The organism is Leminorella grimontii ATCC 33999 = DSM 5078 (genome assembly GCF_000439085.1).
Taxonomy (GTDB): Bacteria; Pseudomonadota; Gammaproteobacteria; order Enterobacterales; family Enterobacteriaceae; genus Leminorella; species Leminorella grimontii.
This window is the reverse complement of sequence record NZ_AUUA01000026.1, coordinates 1-16,807: the sequence shown is the minus strand read 5'-3', so window position 1 is coordinate 16,807 and position 16,807 is coordinate 1. Positions and strand designations below refer to the sequence as shown.

Sequence of the window (16,807 nt, the reverse complement as noted above, 5' to 3'; positions counted from 1 at the left end):
AGCGCGGTGGTCCCACCTGACCCCATGCCGAACTCAGAAGTGAAACGCCGTAGCGCCGATGGTAGTGTGGGGCTTCCCCATGCGAGAGTAGGGAACTGCCAGGCTTTTAATTAGAAGAGGCCACTCGAAAGAGTGGCCTTTTTGCGTTTGTTGAATATGACTCTTTTCATATAGCGGCCTTCCTTTCTTCTTTTAGTTTCCAAGCTATTTAAAAGTCCCTTGCCCACAATATAGATAACAAAAACTAGCAACCTATGGCTGCTTAAAAGTATTTAGATGAAAAGAAGGAGTTATGATCTCTAGGATTATCCCACCTATTTAAAAGTTTCTTTCAATCTGGCATCCCGCGTTTATTGTGGTATACAAAACGTCATTATGTTATCCATTCTTCATCATCCTTCGTTGTGGCACAGATGCTTTAGTGAATCGAACAGGCGGTGACTTAAAAACAGTGACAAAAAAAGCCCGCCGAAGCGAGCTTTGCCATTTAACGTTTTTATTAATCTTTGCTTTCTAACAGGCAGCGATAAATCAGCCCACCAATAATACCGCCGATAAGCGGCACTAACCAAAATACCCACAGTTGCTCTATTGCCCAGGTGCCCTGAAAAATGGCGACGCCGGTACTACGGGCCGGGTTTACTGACGTATTGGTGACAGGAATGCTGATTAAGTGGATCAGCGTCAGGCCCAGACCAATAGCGATCGGCGCAAAACCGGCCGGAGCGCGCTTGTCCGTAGCTCCGTGAATAATGATAAGGAAAAAGGCCGTTAATACCAGTTCAGCTACAATTGCGGCCTGCAGGGAAAAGCCATCCGGAGAGTGTTCACCAAAGCCGTTAGATGCAAATCCGTTGGCGGTGGCGTCAAACCCGGCTTTTCCGCTGGCGATAGAGTAAAGAACCGCAGCTGCGGCAATTGCGCCAATCGTTTGAACGATGATGTAGGGAATAACGTCTTTTGCGGGGAAACGACCGCCGGCAAACAGGCCAACCGTTACGGCTGGGTTGAAGTGTCCGCCGGAAATGTGTCCCACGGCGTAGGCCATCGTTAGTACGGTAAGGCCGAACGCCAGGGCTACGCCGGCAAACCCAATGCCTAGCTCGGGAAACGCCGCAGCTAAAACAGCGCTACCACAACCACCAAAAACTAACCAAAAAGTACCGAAAAATTCGGCGCATAACTTTCTAAACATGATTTATTTTTCCTTAAAAAAGATAAAGAAACACAAAGCATGGCAATGTGTTTCATCTAACTATAGTCCATTACGAACTTCGGGATGGAGTGTAGCCTGAATGGCCATACTTATTCAAATATGCGATATAGATCACATGCTAAGGTATGCGTGTTGGGTGAGGCCTTTTAATGTGGCAATGCATTGATCTATTAGAACAATCTCTATTATTGATGTCAAAACGTATAAGATTGGACTAATATAGTTAGACCAACTTATTATTTAAAAGCGTGTTTTTAAATAGAAAATTTTATTAAACGCTAACCTGTTGGCCGCACCCAATCCAAAGGTGCAGCGTAAACGGCACCGTTGAATGATTAACTATCGCGATCAGGGAGAGAATGCATGAAGTGTCCAAAATGCCAAACCGTTGAACTTAAAGCTGAACGTTTAGACGGTTTTTTACCCGTACAGCATTGCCCAAACTGCGGGGGAAACTGGCTGATGCTGGAAGATTATTTACGTCATAAACATGAGGTTCCTGCGGCTTCACCTTCGCTTGCAAACGCGGCTTTAGAGGCTGAGGAAACGGAGAAGGCGCTTCTATGTCCAATGACGGGGGCATTGATGACGAAGTTTCGTATCTCAAAAGACACTGCTCATCGATTAGATCTCAGCGCCAGAGTTAACGGCATCTGGTTGGATAAAGGGGAGTGGGAACTATTGAAGACGCACGGTCTTGCGGGAAGACTAAATACGCTGTTTACCGATTTTTGGCAGCGGCAGGTGCGCGAAGCGCAGGCGGACGACAGGCTTGATGAAATGTATCGTTCTTTGCTGGGAGAAGACGATTACGAAAAGCTTAAGGAATTACGCAACTGGCTGAAGCAGCATCCACAGCGAGAGAGAATGAGAGCGTTTTTGCTGGCTGAAGGTCCTGCATCATCACTCAATAGCTAATTATGCAACACTTTTAGTTAGAGAATAGCCCGGCCAAACTATTGGCCGGGCTTTTGCTTGCGGAAGATGCCTAAGGCAATGTTGAAAGCCTTTGGCGGAAAGCGGAACCTAGGGGGATTCGGTTCCGGAGAAGGCTCCCGCCCTCACGCCGCTACGGTATGGCTCTTTGGCAATCATAGCGATCGCTTTTGTTGGTATATGCGCGACGTTTCGACGTTTTTCTCTGATAGCTAATTGTTTTTCAGCGGCATTGCGATCCTCTTCCCAAATAACCGTCCCAGTCTTTCCATACTGGCTGAAGGCCTTTCTGTAGCAGCGCTGAGGCGACCTGCTGTGGTGAACGATTGTCGTGGGGTGAAAACTGCTCCAGTTCCGGTTTATCGTCCGCATATCCGCCCGGCTGCGTTTTCGATCCCGCGCTAACGCTGTTGATAGCCATGGGGACGACACTGTCGCGAAAACGGGGCGATTCTCGCGTGGATAGCGACAGCTCGGCGTCGGGTGCGAACAGTCTGAAGGCGCAGATAAGCTGAACCAGCTGTGCGTCGCTGAGAACGGCTTCTGGTTGAATCCCTCCAGCGCAGGGGCGTAAACGTGGAAAAGAAATCGAGTAGCGGCTTTGCCAGTAGCGATTTTGTAAGTATCTCAAGTGTTGCGCCAAAAAGTAGCTGTCAGTACGCCACTGTTCGCATAACCCGAGTAACACGCCCAAACCTATTTTATCGATCCCTGCAGCGCCTAGCCTTTCAGGTGTCGCCATACGCCAGAAAAAGTCCTGCTTTTTCCCTCTAAGATGGTTTTTTTGGTATGTCCGTGCATGATAGGTTTCCTGATAGACCATAACCGCGTCTAATCCCAGCGACTTAAGCTCTGCGTAGTCTTGAGTTGCTAAAGGCTGAACTTCCATCATCAGCGAGCTGACTCGTTGGCGTATTAGCGGTAGGCTGCGTCGGAAATAATCCATGCCGACCTTTCCCTGATGTTCACCGGTTACCAGCAAAATATGTTGATATCCCAGATCGTTAAGCGCTTGGCACTCGCGCAATATTTCCTCTTCCGACAGCGTTTTGCGTTTTATTCGGTTACTCATAGAGAAACCGCAATAGGTACAGTCGTTGGCGCATAGGTTTGAGAGATAAAGCGGCGCATAAAGCCCTACCGTATTTCCAAAGCGTTGTCGGGTTAGCCGTTGGGCTTTTTGGGCCATAGGCTCCAGATAGGCCATAGCCGCGGGAGAAATCAGCGCCATGAAGTCGTTCAGGTTGCATTTTTCGGCCTGCAGAGCGCGCTCAACGTCAGCGGAATTTTTTTCGTAGATAGAAAGCGTCGTACTCTCCCAGTCGACGGTTTGCCAAAGAGATTGAAAATCGGCGCTCATTGCGGCTCCTTAACGGAAGCAGGGGAACCTTCATGAAGAAATGCCGTTAGCGGACTGGACGCTTCTGCCGTGGCGTCTTGACGAATGGCTCCCAGGCCGCATTGATAAGCCTGTCGACCGCTCTCTACCGCCAGGCGAAAGGCGTTAGCCATGCCGACGGGATCGCGAGAAACGGCAATCGCCGTATTGACCAATACGGCATCTGCGCCCATCTCCATCGCCTGCGCCGCGTGGCTGGGCGCGCCGATGCCGGCATCGACAATAACCGGAACGTTGGATTGCTCAATGATAATGCGAAGAAACGTCTGCGTTTGTAGGCCCATATTGGAGCCAATAGGCGCTCCGAGCGGCATGACCGCCGCGCAGCCTGCTTCCTCGAGGCGCTTACATAAAACCGGATCGGCGCTACAGTAGGGAAGAACGATGAAGCCTTCTTTAACCAACTGCTCCGCCGCTTTCAGCGTCTCAACGGGATCCGGCAGTAGATAACGGGCGTCGGGATGAATTTCGAGCTTTAACCAGCGGGTACCCAGCGCTTCTTTTGCCAGACGGGCTGCAAAGACGGCCTCTTGCGCGTTTTTGGCGCCGGAGGTGTTGGGTAGAAGGCGAACGCCAAGTTGGCTAAGCGGAGAAATCAGGTTATCTGAGTTTTTCCCTAACGAGACGCGTTTCATCGCCATCGTTGCTAACTGAGCGCCGGAAGCGTCAATGGCCTGCGTCATCAGGCTCGAATTGGCGAATTTTCCCGTGCCGATGAACAGGCGTGAAGTAAAAGAAGTTTCTGCGATTGTTAACATATTAGCCTCCTGCGATGGCCTGAAACATCAGCACGCTGTCGCCGTGGTAGAGCCGATGCGTTTCCCAAGCGGTTTTGGGTACAATAGTTTGATTGACGGCGATGGCGATGCCCTGAGTGGGATGTCCTAATTGCACCAAGAGATCGGACAGCGCTGCGCTGTCTTGTAGTTCCATTGGGGTATCATTCAGCGTGATTTGCATGTTGCCCTCCGCACACGGAGCAGAGCGGATCTCGCCTGAGTTTGAGGCTGGTCCACGCGTGCTGCTTTCCGTTGAATAGACGCAGCTGACCGCTAAGGGCTGAGGGCATTCCTGCTAGCATTTTGACCGCTTCCAATGCCTGAAGCGAACCGATAGCGCCGACCATCGGGCCAAGCACGCCGGCCGTTCGGCAATTGCGGGACGGTTCTTCTTTGTCGGGGTAAAGACAGGCGTAGCAGCCTTCGGCAAACGGCGGCGTGAGTACAAACAGTTGGCCGCTAAAGCCAACGGCGCTGCCGCTTATCAACGGCAGCGAGCGAGAGACACAGGCTGCGTTGACAACGTGGCGCGTCGCCATGTTGTCACAGCAGTCAATCACTAGATCTACGTCGTGAAGTAATGTGGGCAGACTGTCCTGAGTTATTCTTTGGGTTTCAATCCGACAGCTAATAGACGGATTTAGCCCCTTGAGGCGCTTGGCCGCCAGTTCCGCTTTCGGCTTTTTAACGTCAGCGCTATCAAACAGTATTTGGCGCTGTAGGTTTGTCTGATGAAGCGTATCGTCATCCGCCAGAATCAGCGAACCAACGCCAGCGGCGGCCAGATAAAGCGAAACCGGCGAACCTAGCCCTCCAAGCCCTACGATCAGCGCCGTTGAGCGCTTAAGGCGACGCTGCCCCTCTTCGCCTATCTCTTCTAGCAGCAGCTGGCGGCTGTAGCGCAGAAATTCACTGTCGCTTAGCATGACGATGGCTCCATATCTTCTATCATGGAAAGCAGCGCTTCCGTTGCCTGGCGCCAGTCCGGCGCTTTAGTGATGGCGCTGACGACGGCAATGCTGCCCACGCCGCAGTTTAGAACGTCTTTTACCCGGTCAATGCTGATACCGCCAATGGCGACGGTCGGGTAATTGGGGATCGACGACACGTGTCGCCTGAGCTCGGCGAGGCCCTGAGGGGCTGACGGCATCTCTTTGGTTTGCGTTGGAAAGATGTGTCCAAGCGCGATATAGGACGGGCGGACGGCGACCGCGTTGGCAAGTTCTTCATCGTCATGCGTAGAAACGCCAAGGCGCAGTCCAGCCTGGTGGATAGCCTTCAGGTCGGCCGTCAACAGATCTTCTTGGCCCAGATGGACGCCATAAGCATTGTGTTTGATAGCCAACCGCCAGTAGTCATTGATAAAAAGTCGGGCATTGAAGCGTTTTCCCAATTCAACGGCCAGCCGTACGGTTTCTTCTACTTCGTCGTCCTGGCAGTTCTTTATTCTCAGTTGAATAGTAGTGACGCCGACGCCAAGCAGCTTTTCTATCCATTCCAGCGTATCGACGACCGGGTAGAGGCCGAGTCGTTTTGCTGTTGGAGGAAACGGCGTCGGCGGCAGGGACACCAGGCTCGCTGTCTTAGTCATTGTTATTCTCCTCGGTGACGATTTGTGAAACGGCGGAATGATAGAGCTCGTTTCCCCGCTCTCGAAAGCGCAGGGCCATTTCAGCCATGCCGCCAGAGGCGGTTTGCTCTTTAGCAAAGTCGCGAACCTCTTGCGATATCTTCATTGAACAGAACTTGGGACCGCACATGGAGCAGAAGTGGGCGATTTTACCGGACGCCTGCGGCAGCGTTTCATCGTGGTAGGCGCGGGCCGTTTCTGGATCCAGCGCGAGGTTAAACTGATCTTCCCAGCGAAACTCAAAGCGCGCTTTTGACATGGCGTTATCGCGGATTTGGGCCCCTGGGTGTCCCTTGGCCAGATCGGCGGCATGAGCAGCGATGCGATAGGCGATCAGCCCTTGTTTAACGTCCTCTTTATTTGGCAGTCCCAGATGTTCTTTCGGGGTGACGTAGCACAGCATGGCGCAGCCAAACCAGCCTATAAGCGCTGCACCGATGCCAGAGGTGAAGTGGTCATAGCCGGGGGCGATATCCGTCGTCAGTGGGCCGAGCGTGTAGAAGGGCGCTTCATGGCAATGTTCTAATTGCTCGGTCATGTTACGGTGAATCATTTGCATCGGAACATGGCCGGGGCCCTCGATCATGACCTGAACGTCGTACTGCCAGGCTATTTTCGTCAGCTCTCCCAGCGTATGAAGTTCAGCGAACTGGGCTTCGTCGTTGGCGTCTTGCACGGAGCCTGGCCGCAGGCCGTCTCCTAACGAGAGTGCGACATCGTATTTGCTACAGATTTCGCAGATATCGCGGAAGTGCTCATACAGAAAGTTTTCTCTATGGTGAGAGAGGCACCACTTTGCCATAATCGCTCCGCCGCGTGAGACGATGCCCGTCAGTCGATTGGCCGTCAGCGGCACGTAGCGTAAAAGCAGACCGGCGTGAATAGTGAAGTAGTCCACCCCCTGTTCAGCCTGTTCGATAAGCGTATCTTTAAAGACCTCCCAGTTCAGGCTTTCAGCGATGCCGTTTACCTTTTCCAATGCCTGGTAAATGGGAACGGTGCCGATGGGCACCGGGCTATTGCGGATTATCCATTCGCGCGTTTCGTGAATATAGCGCCCGGTGGAGAGATCCATAACGGTATCCGCTCCCCAGCGGGTAGCCCAGACCAGCTTTTCCACCTCTTCCTCAATGGAGGAGGTTAACGATGAATTACCTATGTTGGCGTTAACTTTTACCAAAAAGTTTCGCCCGATAATCATGGGCTCTGATTCCGGGTGGTTTACGTTGGCGGGAATAATCGCACGGCCTGCAGCTACTTCCGCGCGGACAAACTCCGGCGTGATGTTTTCCGGCAGGCGAGCGCCGTAGGATTGCCCAGGATGCTGGCGCGTCAGCGCCTCTGAACGCAGGCGTTCTCTGCCTACGTTTTCTCTCAAGGCGATAAACTCCATTTCTGGCGTGATGATGCCCGCTCTTGCGTAATGCAGCTGGGTCACGCATCGGCCCTCTTTGGCGCGCCTTGGCGGCGGAAGGTGCATATAGCGCAGGTGATCGAGCCCCTCGTCGGCAAGGCGCTGCTGGGTAAAGTGTGATGACGCCTTCGTCAAGGGCTCGGTGTCGTCGCGCTCTTCTATCCAGCGTTGACGCAGAGGCGCTAGCCCTTGGTGAACGTCTATGCAGGCCGACGGATCGCCGTAGGGGCCCGACGTATCGTAAACGGGAACCGGCTCATTTTCTTCATACTGGGGGGCGCTTTGCGTGCCGCCGACGAGCGTCGGGCTGAGGCATATTTCCCGCATGGGAACTTGGATATCGTCGCGGGAGCCTTGAATATACACCCTGTGCGAATTGGGGAACGCGTGTCCCTGTAGTTGAGCGATAAACTGCTGCGCCTGAGCGCGTTGGATTCTTCGGTTAGACATAGCAAACTCCAAAAATAACAAGTGGGGATTGCTTGTCCGGAGTTCGAGGAGGGAGTAATGGATAGCGAAAATTAGCGCGGTGGCCTTTTTCCTATCCGAATTGAATTACTCTTGTTCCCTTCGCGGGTATTAGCCCGATCAGGTTCCGCGGATCCCGAATTAACGGTCTCAGCCCGCACCATAAAGGTCGCTGGGCACTCCGACAAGATTAGCCGCCATAAAGGCGGTAAAGCACAGTATAGGTAAGACGATAAAAACGGCAAAGGGATTTTTGTCCGCTTTGCCGTTATGACTGCTTGGTTGAGCTGTGGTGGCTTTCCCAGTTTTTAGTTGCTTCTACAATCAGCTTATCTTCCAGCATAAACCGATTTGCCAGCAGTTCGCCTACCGTTGAAAGATCTTCATCCAGCTGTAATATGGTGTCGTCATTAATGCCTTTTTCAACATAGCTATCGTAAAATGCCATGATTTTTCTAGTATTTTCTTCTAGCAACGGATAAATTTTTTGACCCGGGGCGAGATTGGGGCTTGTAGCGCCTTCATCCTGAATAATGATTCTGTCATAGATATGAAAATGGCAAGCGGAAAGGTAGTCCACCAGGTGATGGCCAAAGTCGATCAGCGCTTTTTCATTAAGAGGGATATTTTTCTCTTTGTTTGGTTTAATACCAACCAGACGATAATAAGTAACGAGCAGGCTTTTGCGCGACTCTAACCATTGGTCAATCAATTGATGGTTACCGCCCACGCGCTCAGTTAGAGTTTCAAGTCGGTTTAGCATAGGATGTCCAGAGTCATTAAGTTGGTTGGAAAAGTTAAGATAATGTAAAAACCGTTGTTAGATTGCCAGTAAATAAGAGGTTTAGCAAGACGGTCATGGAACAACAGTTACGCGGTGATGAGTCTGGCTGGTGGTTATTGAGCTATGCCGGTAAGTTGTGGCTTCCTAAGGGGGAGCTGCCTTTTGGTTTTGCAAAGGATTTTCAGTTAAGCGGCGAGAGGGCGTACCGCATCGGTGAGTGGCAGAGCCACCCCGTGTGGTTGGTGCGTCAGTCGCGAGCGCGGGATATGGCGTCGGTGCGCCAATTGCTCAATGAGGATCGTGGTCTGTTTCAACTGGCCGGCCGAGCCGTTCAACTAGAGGATTTTTATCGCGCACACCGCTTTTGCGGTTACTGCGGGCACGCCATGACTATTAGCGACAGGGAGTGGGCCTGCCTGTGTCCCAACTGCCATCAGCGCTATTATCCGCAGATAGCTCCCTGCGTCATTGTCGCTATTCGTAGGGAGGACAAGATACTGCTGGCCCAGCATAATCGACACCGCGGCGGCATCTATACCGCGCTGGCTGGCTTCGTCGAAGTGGGGGAGACGCTGGAGCAGGCCGTTGCCCGCGAGGTTCACGAAGAGAGCAACCTGTCGATAAAAAATCTGCGCTATATCTCCTCGCAGCCGTGGCCGTTCCCCCATTCGCTAATGGTTGCCTACCTAGCCGATTATGACAGCGGAGAGTTGAAAATCGATAAGTCCGAGCTGCTTGACGCCAATTGGTTTGATTACGACCGATTACCCATGTTGCCGCCGCCTGGGACGGTCGCTCGCCGCCTTATTGAAGACACGGTTGCCCTATGTCGGGCGGAACGAGAACACGGACAATAGCGGTGTGGCCTGTCAGCTGTAGGAAGAAGCCCCTGCATGTTACAATGCGCGCAATTATCGAGGATAAAAATAATGAATGAACTAAAAAACGATCGCTATCTGCGCGCTTTGCTGCGCCAGCCCGTTGACGTGACTCCCGTATGGATGATGCGGCAGGCAGGGCGCTATCTGCCGGAATATAAAGCAACCCGCGCGAAGGCTGGCGATTTTATGGCGCTGTGTAAAAATGCCGAACTGGCCTGTGAAGTCACCCTGCAACCCCTGCGGCGCTATGCTCTGGATGCGGCAATCCTGTTCTCCGATATCCTTACCGTTCCTGACGCCATGGGGATCGGGCTCTATTTTGAAACGGGAGAGGGGCCGCGCTTTGAGCGCCCGGTAACCTGCCGCGCTGACGTAGAGAAACTGCCGGTGCCCGATCCCGAGCAGGAATTGGGCTACGTTATGAACGCCGTACGCACTATTCGTCGGAATCTGAAAGGGGAAGTCCCCCTTATCGGCTTTTCAGGCAGCCCGTGGACTCTAGCGACCTATATGGTCGAAGGGGGCAGCAGTAAGGCGTTCACCAAGATTAAGAAGATGATGTACGCCGAGCCTGAAACGCTGCACCTGCTGTTAGACAAGCTGGCCGACAGCGTGGTCCTTTATTTGAATGCTCAGATCCGCGCCGGCGCACAGGCGGTAATGATTTTCGATACCTGGGGCGGCGTACTGACTGGGCGCGACTATCGTGAGTTCTCTCTGGCTTATATGCATAAGATTGTTGATGGTCTGATGCGGGAAAACGAAGGCCGCCGAGTGCCGGTTACTCTGTTCACCAAAGGGGGCGGACAGTGGTTGGAGGCAATGGCTGATACTGGATGTGATGCGTTAGGACTGGATTGGACAACGGATATCGCCGATGCGCGACGTCGGGTTGGCTCTCGCGTGGCTCTGCAGGGCAACATGGACCCCTCAATGCTGTACGCCTCGCCAGCAAGGATTGAGCAGGAGGTCGCAGAGATCTTGGCCGGGTTTGGCCAAGGCGATGGTCACGTGTTCAATTTGGGACACGGTATTCATCAAGACGTACCGCCCGAGCATGCCGGGGCCTTCGTTGACGCCGTTCACCGTTTATCCCGGCAGTATCATGATTGATACTGCCTCGCTCAGGGCTGAGCAGGTTGAAAAAGCCAAGGCGGTCGTTAAGCAAGACCGCCTTGGTTTTGATGAGCCTAAGTGGATTGCCGGCGCCGACGTTGGTTTCGAGCAGGACGGTAAGATCACGCGCGCGGCGATCGCCGTACTCAGTTACCCTTCGCTTGAGCTGGTGGAATATCGAGTTGCCCGCGTGCCCACTTCGCTTCCCTATATTCCCGGCCTGCTTTCGTTTCGTGAATACCCGGCACTTCTCGCCGCCTGGGAACGGTTAACCATCGTTCCTCAACTAGTGTTTGTTGACGGCCAAGGAATCGCTCATCCTCGGCGGCTTGGCGTGGCCAGTCACTTTGGTCTGCTGGTAGATGTGCCGACGATAGGCGTAGCTAAAAGCCGCCTGTGTGGGCATCATGACGAGCTTGAGCCTTTTGCGGGTGCCGTTTCGCCGCTTATTGATAAAGAAGAACAGATAGGTTGGGTTTGGAACAGCAAGGCCCGCTGCAAGCCGCTTTATATTTCTATCGGCCATCGCGTTAGCCAAGAGTCGGCCCTGTTCTGGGTTGAACGCAGCATGCGCGGCTATCGGCTTCCAGAACCTACTCGCTGGGCAGACGCGATAGCGTCGCGACGCCCGGCATTTATGCGTTGGCTTGCAGCGCACCCGGAAAAGAACGTCGACGAAGGCTGAAAGGCTCGTTGACTCACCGCTTTTAATTTTGATGAGACATTTTCATGTTGCGTAATCCGATTCATTTACGGCTGGAAAAATTGGCCAGCTGGCAACACTTCACCTTTATGGCCTGCCTGTGCGAGCGTATGTACCCAAACTATCAGGCCTTTTGCCTTGAAACCGGGTTTGCCGAGCCTCAGGTTTATCGCCGAATTCTGGATCTGGTCTGGGAAACGCTGGTCGTTAAGGATGCAAAGGTCAATTTTGATAGCCAGCTTGAGAAGTTAGAGGAAGCGATTCCCGATGCGGACAGTTTTGATATTTACGGCGTTTATCCGGCAATTGACGCCTGCGTTGCGCTAAGCGAAGCGATCCATGCGCATCTTAGCGGAGAGACGATTGAGCATGCCGTTGCCGTCAGCGAAGCCTCGATTCGTACCGTTGCAATGTTAGAGATGACGCAGGCGGGAAGAGAAATGACGGACGAGGAGCTAAAAGTCCTTGCGCCAATAGAGAACGAATGGGACGTTCAGTGGGAAATTTATCGCCTGCTGGCCGACTGCGAGGAGCGGGATGTTGAGCTGATCAAGGGGCTTAGAGCGGACCTGAAAGAGGCTGCTGTAAGCAATATTGGCATAAATTTAGCCTAAACAGTGATAAAACGTGACTTAGAGCTTAAATAATAGCTTGTCAAGGCTTCACAGCCGTGTCCGATTGGTCTACATTTGTGTTGCCTTTAAAAAGTGGCTATCGATAGCGTCTGGGCTGGGGTTAACAGAGACTTTCTTTACCCATCCGTATTCGATACATTGCATGCAATAAAATACATTGTAAGGATAATTTATGAACAAGACTCAACTGATTGACGTAATTGCAGACAAGGCTGGTCTTACCAAAACTCAGGCCAAAGCGGCCCTGGAATCAACCTTAGGCGCAATTACTGAGTCTCTGAAAGACGGTGACCCAGTACAACTGGTTGGTTTTGGTACATTCAAAGTGAATCACCGCAATGCCCGTACGGGTCGCAACCCTCAGACCGGCAAAGAAATCAAAATTGCGGCGGCTAACGTTCCGGCATTCGTTTCAGGCAAAGCGCTGAAAGACGCCGTTAAGAAGTAATTAAGCCACGATTACTGATATAGTAAGGGGCATGTTGCCCCTTTTCTTTTTTGTACAATGATAAAACGCAGCCTGATTGTTTTTCCTTTCCTTTTGGCGCTGGCGGGATGCGGTTCAACCAGCCAAGAGCCAACGCTGGCGGCGTCGGGATATATTGCCGACGGCGGAATCGTTCGTCTTTGGAGCAAGGTAGACGGCGAAGGGCAGCCCATGCGCTTGATGAGCGTGTATACCCCGTTTTCCGGCGATACGGTCGCTACCCACTATGAGTTTATTGACGGTAAGCTAAGCCTTATTCGCAGTGAGGCTCAAAATGACGCGTTGATTCCCCAAACGCAGCTCAGGCTGGATCCTAAAGGGAATCCTAGCTTTATGCAAAGGCGCTTGGCCGATCGTAATGAATCCCTGTCAGAAGACGACATTCTGCGTATGAAGTATGAATCTCAGCGGGTTTTGGCGATGAGTCGTTCGCTTGCCGCCGGAAAAATTCGACTGCATCAAGGCTATATTCAGGACAGGGACATTATTTCCTGCGGTGGTGAAGCTGAAAATCCTCGCTTTTCACCCAGCGAGCAGCAGTGGTTGGATAAGCGCATCCGTAACGGCGGCTTTGTCAGCTTGGCTTGGCTTTCCTCATCCCGAGGGATTCAACTTCTGCTGGTGGCCAACGAGAATTTTTGCCAGTGGGAACCGAAATTGAGCAATTTCTGATTTCAGGCGATAAGGCAAAGAAAAAGCCGCTGTTCATCGTGTGAACTGCGGCTTTTTTGTTAACGCCAGATAGAACTATTGAGCGTCCCGTTCTCTGGCGACGGCGCGATAGCCAATGTCTTTACGGTAGGTGCAGCCGTTCCATTGGATCTTTTCCGCTAGCTTGTAGGCCCTTTGCTGAGCCTGAGCTACGCTTTCGCCTAACGCTGTGACGCAAAGTACTCGCCCTCCTTGGGTCACAACATGGCATTCCCGTAGCTGTGTTCCCGCGTGAAATACTTTTTCGCCTTCTACTTCATCTGTCGGTAATCCGCTGATGACGTCGTTAGTTCTATAGTCTCCCGGATAGCCTTCGGCCGCCAGGACGATGCCTAACGCTGCACGAGGATCCCATTCTGAAGTTTTTTCACTCAGACGACCTTCGGCTCCGGCCAGGCACAGCTCAACAAAGTCGGACTTCATGCGCAGCATGATGGGCTGAGTTTCCGGATCGCCAAAGCGGCAGTTGAATTCAATCACCTTTGGCGCGCCCGCGTCGTCGATCATCAGGCCGGCGTATAAAAAGCCGGTATAGGGATTTCCTTCAGAAGACATTCCGCGAACGGTAGGATAAATAACTTCATCCATAATGCGTTGATGAACTTCATCGGTGACGACCGGTGCGGGAGAATAGGCGCCCATACCGCCGGTATTGGGGCCCCTGTCGCCGTCATATGCGCGCTTATGGTCCTGGCTGGTCGCCATCGGAACGACGTTTTCACCGTCTACCATGACGATAAAGCTTGCCTCTTCACCGGACAGAAACTCCTCAACCACGATACGGTGGCCCGCGTCGCCAAAGGCATTGCCTTCCAGCATGTCTTTTGCGGCAGAGACGGCTTCTTCTAACGTCATTGCCACCACAACGCCTTTACCCGCAGCGAGCCCGTCGGCTTTAATTACGATTGGCGCGCCTTTGGCTCGGATGTAGCTTAATGCCAGATCGAGGTCGGTGAAGTTCTTGTACTCAGCGCTGGGGATCGCGTGGCGGGCCAGAAAGTCTTTAGTGAACGCTTTCGAACCTTCCAGTTGAGCTGCTGACTGCGTTGGACCGAAGATTTTTAACCCAACTTTTCTGAAAGCGTCAACGACGCCCTCAACCAGCGGCGCTTCTGGACCGACGATGGTTAGACCGACGTTTTCTTTCTGTGCGAAGTGTACTAGCGCCTCAATGTCCGTTGCGGAGATGGCAACGTTAACCAGATTAGGCTCAAGCTGAGTGCCCGCGTTGCCGGGGGCGACAAAGACTTTATCGGCCAAAGGCGACTGGGCCGCTTTCCACGCCAGCGCGTGCTCCCTTCCCCCGCCGCCAATAATTAAAATATTCATCGTTTCTGCTCCAAGGCTCCGGAAGAGTGAATTAATGACGGAAATGGCGCATGTCGGTAAAGATCATGGCAATACCGTGTTCGTTAGCGGCGGCGATAACTTCATCGTCGCGAATAGAACCGCCGGGTTGAATGACGCACGTGATACCGGCGGCTGCGGCGGCATCGATACCGTCACGGAATGGAAAGAACGCGTCGGAGGCCATCGCGGAACCTTTTACCTCAAGCCCTTCGTCGGCGGCCTTAATACCGGCTATTTTCGCTGAGTAAACGCGGCTCATTTGTCCCGCGCCAATGCCGATAGTCATATTGTTCTTTGCATAAACAATGGCGTTAGACTTTACAAATTTGGCCACTTTCCAGCAGAACAGCGCGTCGGCCAGCTCCTGCTCCGTCGGCTGGCGCTTTGTAACCACCTTCAGGTTTGCCGGCTCAACCATGCCGAGGTCGCGGTCTTGAACCAGCAGCCCACCGTTGACGCGCTTAAAGTCTAATCCTGAAACGCGAGACTGCCATTCGCCGCAGACCAGCACGCGGACGTTTTGTTTTTCGGCAGTAACCCTTAGCGCATCCTCACTGGCAGAAGGTGCAATGATGACCTCTACGAACTGACGGGAGATAATGGCGCGTGCAGTTTCTGCGTCCAGCTCGCGGTTAAAGGCGATGATGCCGCCGAAAGCGGACGTCGGGTCGGTTTTATAGGCGCGGTCGTAGGCGTCCATAATAGAATCGCTGACGGCTACGCCGCACGGGTTTGCGTGTTTGACGATAACGCAGGCCGGCTCGTTGAAGGCCTTAACGCATTCCAAGGCGGCATCGGTGTCCGCAATATTATTGTAGGACAGCGCCTTTCCCTGCAGCTGCTGAGCCGTTGCAACGGAGGCTTCCGTCAGGTCTTCTTCTATATAAAATGCGGCTTGCTGGTGGGCATTTTCGCCATAGCGCATGTCCTGTTTTTTTACATACTGCAGGTTAAGCGTGCGCGGGAAGCGGCCTGACGGTCTGTCGGTCTCTCCATAATAAGGAGGAACCATTGAACCGAAGTAGTTGGCAATCATGCCGTCATAGGCAGCAGTATGTTCAAATGCGCAGATGGCCAGATCGAAGCGAGTTTCCTGGCTGAGCGCGTTCTCTGATGTATCCATCTCCTGAATAATGCGCTCATAGTCGCCGCTGTTAACAACGATAGCGACGTCCTTGTGGTTTTTAGCCGCAGAACGAACCATCGTTGGTCCGCCAATATCAATATTCTCTACCGCATCGGCTAACGTACAGTTAGGGCGAGCGACGGTTTGTGCAAAGGGATAGAGATTCACGACCACCATATCAATAGGCTGTATGCCGTGCTGTTCCATGATTCCATCATCGGTACCCCGGCGGCCGAGGATCCCGCCGTGAACTTTAGGGTGAAGCGTCTTTACTCTTCCGTCCATCATTTCAGGGAAACCGGTATAGTCAGAAACTTCCGTTACCTTTAGCCCCGCCTGAGAGAGAAGCTTTGCGGTACCGCCGGTAGAGAGCAGATCTACGCCGCGTGAAGAGAGCGCATTGGCAAATTCAACAATGCCGGTTTTATCAGAGACGCTGAGTAAGGCGCGACGGATAGGACGATATGGTTGCATGGCTGATCATTTCCTGTTGGCTTTCAGAGTGAAAACTCGAGTCTGTGCAATTGAGAATAAAGATATGTGTAAGGTAACAAAATTTTTGTCGTAAGGACGTTTCATCGTCGACAGTTTATGATTTTTTAACGGCCTCTGATTGTAACGAAAACGTTTGCGTCATGCTCGCGATATTTTCATGTTTTTCTTGGTTGTGGATAAGTCTGTGTAAAAGTCGGTATAAAGCGGCATTTTGCTGTGTAAATCGACAAATGAACTATTTTTCTCTATTTAGCTGTTGCAGAGCGCCAGAAAGAGCCTATAATTCGCATCCGTTGTCCCGGAATAACGGGGTAGCCAGACAGACATCTAAAAGTAATATCAATCAATACTAAGATGCTTGACTCTGAAGTGGATTTGCGTAATATACGCAGCCCGCGTCACGGGAAGTTTTTCCCTGACGCACGCTCTTTAACAATTTATCAGACAATCTGTGTGGGCACTCACAGGACACTATCCAACAGCGCTTCGGCGCAAACGATAGATAAAAGTCTTGAAGAGTGAACATCAGTTAATTCATTACGAACTAACAGTAAAGATTCTTTGAGCATCAAACTTTAATTGAAGAGTTTGATCATGGCTCAGATTGAACGCTGGCGGCAGGCCTAACACATGCAAGTCGAACGGCAGCGGGAAGTAGCTTGCTACTTTGCCGGCGA

17 protein-coding genes, 2 rRNA genes, 1 pseudogene and 1 riboswitch are annotated in these 16,807 nt (G+C 52.3%); of the genes and pseudogenes, 10 read left to right on the top strand and 10 right to left on the bottom strand.

Annotation, left to right across the window (positions count from 1 at the left end):
- Positions 1 to 104 (top strand): 5S ribosomal RNA (rrf, locus tag G544_RS0117530); the annotation flags it as partial.
- 395 nt (positions 105 to 499) lie between these two features.
- On the opposite strand, the gene aqpZ is transcribed toward rrf, so the two are convergent.
- Complete coding sequence (gene aqpZ, locus G544_RS0117525) at positions 500 to 1,195, bottom strand: aquaporin Z (protein ID WP_027275800.1); 696 nt, start codon at positions 1,193 to 1,195, stop codon at positions 500 to 502.
- Between the two features lie 384 nt (positions 1,196 to 1,579).
- Between aqpZ and G544_RS22755 the strand changes: the two are divergent.
- Together G544_RS22755 and G544_RS22530 are read left to right on the top strand one after the other, a co-directional pair.
- Positions 1,580 to 1,687 (top strand): annotated as a pseudogene (locus tag G544_RS22755) (zf-TFIIB domain-containing protein); the annotation flags it as partial.
- A gap of 114 nt (positions 1,688 to 1,801) precedes the next feature.
- Positions 1,802 to 2,134, top strand: coding sequence for a TFIIB-type zinc ribbon-containing protein (locus G544_RS22530; protein ID WP_245614611.1), 333 nt, complete (start codon positions 1,802 to 1,804; stop codon positions 2,132 to 2,134).
- Between the two features lie 241 nt (positions 2,135 to 2,375).
- Here G544_RS22530 and thiH read toward each other — a convergent pair whose 3' ends face one another.
- The 7 genes from thiH to G544_RS0117485 all read right to left on the bottom strand — a co-directional run bounded on the left by thiH (position 2,376) and on the right by G544_RS0117485 (position 8,605).
- A complete protein-coding gene (gene thiH / locus G544_RS0117515) occupies positions 2,376 to 3,512 on the bottom strand; it encodes a 2-iminoacetate synthase ThiH (protein WP_027275798.1) in 1,137 nt (378 codons plus the stop codon).
- A complete protein-coding gene (locus tag G544_RS0117510) occupies positions 3,509 to 4,309 on the bottom strand; it encodes a thiazole synthase (protein ID WP_027275797.1) in 801 nt (266 codons plus the stop codon). Before G544_RS0117510 ends, thiH begins: the two co-directional genes overlap by 4 nt.
- A 1-nt stretch (position 4,310) precedes the next feature.
- Positions 4,311 to 4,484 carry a sulfur carrier protein ThiS gene (gene thiS / locus G544_RS0117505; RefSeq protein WP_309297030.1) on the bottom strand — a complete coding sequence of 58 codons (174 nt, stop codon included), beginning with the start codon at positions 4,482 to 4,484 and terminating at the stop codon, positions 4,311 to 4,313.
- A gap of 7 nt (positions 4,485 to 4,491) precedes the next feature.
- Positions 4,492 to 5,256, bottom strand: coding sequence for a HesA/MoeB/ThiF family protein (locus G544_RS0117500; RefSeq protein ID WP_027275795.1), 765 nt, complete (start codon positions 5,254 to 5,256; stop codon positions 4,492 to 4,494).
- Complete coding sequence (thiE, locus tag G544_RS0117495; RefSeq protein WP_081650826.1) at positions 5,250 to 5,921, bottom strand: thiamine phosphate synthase; 672 nt, start codon at positions 5,919 to 5,921, stop codon at positions 5,250 to 5,252. Before thiE ends, G544_RS0117500 begins: the two co-directional genes overlap by 7 nt.
- A complete protein-coding gene (thiC, locus tag G544_RS0117490) occupies positions 5,914 to 7,824 on the bottom strand; it encodes a phosphomethylpyrimidine synthase ThiC (protein ID WP_027275793.1) in 1,911 nt (636 codons plus the stop codon). The genes thiE and thiC overlap by 8 nt, the downstream gene beginning before the upstream one ends.
- Positions 7,825 to 7,922: 98 nt before the next feature.
- Positions 7,923 to 8,036, bottom strand: a riboswitch (TPP riboswitch).
- Positions 8,037 to 8,110: 74 nt separating this feature from the next.
- Positions 8,111 to 8,605 carry an Rsd/AlgQ family anti-sigma factor gene (locus G544_RS0117485; protein ID WP_027275792.1) on the bottom strand — a complete coding sequence of 165 codons (495 nt, stop codon included), beginning with the start codon at positions 8,603 to 8,605 and terminating at the stop codon, positions 8,111 to 8,113.
- 95 nt (positions 8,606 to 8,700) lie between these two features.
- On the opposite strand from G544_RS0117485, the gene nudC reads away from it, so the two are divergent.
- The 6 genes from nudC (at position 8,701) to G544_RS0117455 (ending at position 13,120) form a co-directional block, all read left to right on the top strand.
- Positions 8,701 to 9,483 (top strand): NAD(+) diphosphatase, encoded by a 783-nt coding sequence (nudC, locus tag G544_RS0117480; protein WP_027275791.1) that lies wholly within the window; start codon positions 8,701 to 8,703, stop codon positions 9,481 to 9,483.
- Positions 9,484 to 9,555: 72 nt separating this feature from the next.
- Positions 9,556 to 10,620, top strand: a complete 1,065-nt coding sequence (gene hemE / locus G544_RS0117475; protein ID WP_027275790.1) for a uroporphyrinogen decarboxylase — start codon at positions 9,556 to 9,558, stop codon at positions 10,618 to 10,620.
- A complete protein-coding gene (gene nfi, locus G544_RS0117470; protein ID WP_027275789.1) occupies positions 10,613 to 11,308 on the top strand; it encodes a deoxyribonuclease V in 696 nt (231 codons plus the stop codon). The genes hemE and nfi overlap by 8 nt, the downstream gene beginning before the upstream one ends.
- Before the next feature lie 44 nt (positions 11,309 to 11,352).
- Positions 11,353 to 11,940: a YjaG family protein gene (locus tag G544_RS0117465; RefSeq protein ID WP_027275788.1), complete on the top strand. Its 588-nt coding sequence runs from the start codon at positions 11,353 to 11,355 to the stop codon at positions 11,938 to 11,940.
- 193 nt (positions 11,941 to 12,133) lie between these two features.
- The gene (gene hupA, locus G544_RS0117460; RefSeq protein WP_027275787.1) at positions 12,134 to 12,409 is read left to right on the top strand and encodes a nucleoid-associated protein HU-alpha; all 276 of its coding nucleotides are present in this window, start codon (positions 12,134 to 12,136) and stop codon (positions 12,407 to 12,409) included.
- Between the two features lie 57 nt (positions 12,410 to 12,466).
- A complete protein-coding gene (locus G544_RS0117455) occupies positions 12,467 to 13,120 on the top strand; it encodes a DUF1481 domain-containing protein (protein ID WP_051155819.1) in 654 nt (217 codons plus the stop codon).
- A gap of 75 nt (positions 13,121 to 13,195) precedes the next feature.
- Here the strand turns inward: G544_RS0117455 and purD are convergent, their stop codons facing one another.
- Positions 13,196 to 14,488 carry a phosphoribosylamine--glycine ligase gene (gene purD, locus G544_RS0117450; RefSeq protein WP_027275785.1) on the bottom strand — a complete coding sequence of 431 codons (1,293 nt, stop codon included), beginning with the start codon at positions 14,486 to 14,488 and terminating at the stop codon, positions 13,196 to 13,198.
- 31 nt (positions 14,489 to 14,519) lie between these two features.
- A complete protein-coding gene (gene purH / locus G544_RS0117445) occupies positions 14,520 to 16,109 on the bottom strand; it encodes a bifunctional phosphoribosylaminoimidazolecarboxamide formyltransferase/IMP cyclohydrolase (RefSeq protein WP_027275784.1) in 1,590 nt (529 codons plus the stop codon).
- 597 nt (positions 16,110 to 16,706) lie between these two features.
- Between purH and G544_RS0117440 the strand changes: the two genes are divergently transcribed.
- Positions 16,707 to 16,807 (top strand): 16S ribosomal RNA (locus tag G544_RS0117440); the annotation flags it as partial.

What these genes read in the sequence shown, in the direction of transcription:
- aqpZ (WP_027275800.1), bottom strand. Translation starts at nt 1,195, where the DNA reads ATGTTTAGAAAGTTATGCGCCGAATTTTTCGGTACTTTTTGGTTAGTT.
- G544_RS22530 (WP_245614611.1), top strand. Translation starts at nt 1,802, where the DNA reads ATGACGAAGTTTCGTATCTCAAAAGACACTGCTCATCGATTAGATCTC.
- thiH (WP_027275798.1), bottom strand. Translation starts at nt 3,512, where the DNA reads ATGAGCGCCGATTTTCAATCTCTTTGGCAAACCGTCGACTGGGAGAGT.
- G544_RS0117510 (WP_027275797.1), bottom strand. Translation starts at nt 4,309, where the DNA reads ATGTTAACAATCGCAGAAACTTCTTTTACTTCACGCCTGTTCATCGGC.
- thiS (WP_309297030.1), bottom strand. Translation starts at nt 4,484, where the DNA reads ATGGAACTACAAGACAGCGCAGCGCTGTCCGATCTCTTGGTGCAATTA.
- G544_RS0117500 (WP_027275795.1), bottom strand. Translation starts at nt 5,256, where the DNA reads ATGCTAAGCGACAGTGAATTTCTGCGCTACAGCCGCCAGCTGCTGCTA.
- thiE (WP_081650826.1), bottom strand. Translation starts at nt 5,921, where the DNA reads ATGACTAAGACAGCGAGCCTGGTGTCCCTGCCGCCGACGCCGTTTCCT.
- thiC (WP_027275793.1), bottom strand. Translation starts at nt 7,824, where the DNA reads ATGTCTAACCGAAGAATCCAACGCGCTCAGGCGCAGCAGTTTATCGCT.
- G544_RS0117485 (WP_027275792.1), bottom strand. Translation starts at nt 8,605, where the DNA reads ATGCTAAACCGACTTGAAACTCTAACTGAGCGCGTGGGCGGTAACCAT.
- nudC (WP_027275791.1), top strand. Translation starts at nt 8,701, where the DNA reads ATGGAACAACAGTTACGCGGTGATGAGTCTGGCTGGTGGTTATTGAGC.
- hemE (WP_027275790.1), top strand. Translation starts at nt 9,556, where the DNA reads ATGAATGAACTAAAAAACGATCGCTATCTGCGCGCTTTGCTGCGCCAG.
- nfi (WP_027275789.1), top strand. Translation starts at nt 10,613, where the DNA reads ATGATTGATACTGCCTCGCTCAGGGCTGAGCAGGTTGAAAAAGCCAAG.
- G544_RS0117465 (WP_027275788.1), top strand. Translation starts at nt 11,353, where the DNA reads ATGTTGCGTAATCCGATTCATTTACGGCTGGAAAAATTGGCCAGCTGG.
- hupA (WP_027275787.1), top strand. Translation starts at nt 12,134, where the DNA reads ATGAACAAGACTCAACTGATTGACGTAATTGCAGACAAGGCTGGTCTT.
- G544_RS0117455 (WP_051155819.1), top strand. Translation starts at nt 12,467, where the DNA reads ATGATAAAACGCAGCCTGATTGTTTTTCCTTTCCTTTTGGCGCTGGCG.
- purD (WP_027275785.1), bottom strand. Translation starts at nt 14,488, where the DNA reads ATGAATATTTTAATTATTGGCGGCGGGGGAAGGGAGCACGCGCTGGCG.
- purH (WP_027275784.1), bottom strand. Translation starts at nt 16,109, where the DNA reads ATGCAACCATATCGTCCTATCCGTCGCGCCTTACTCAGCGTCTCTGAT.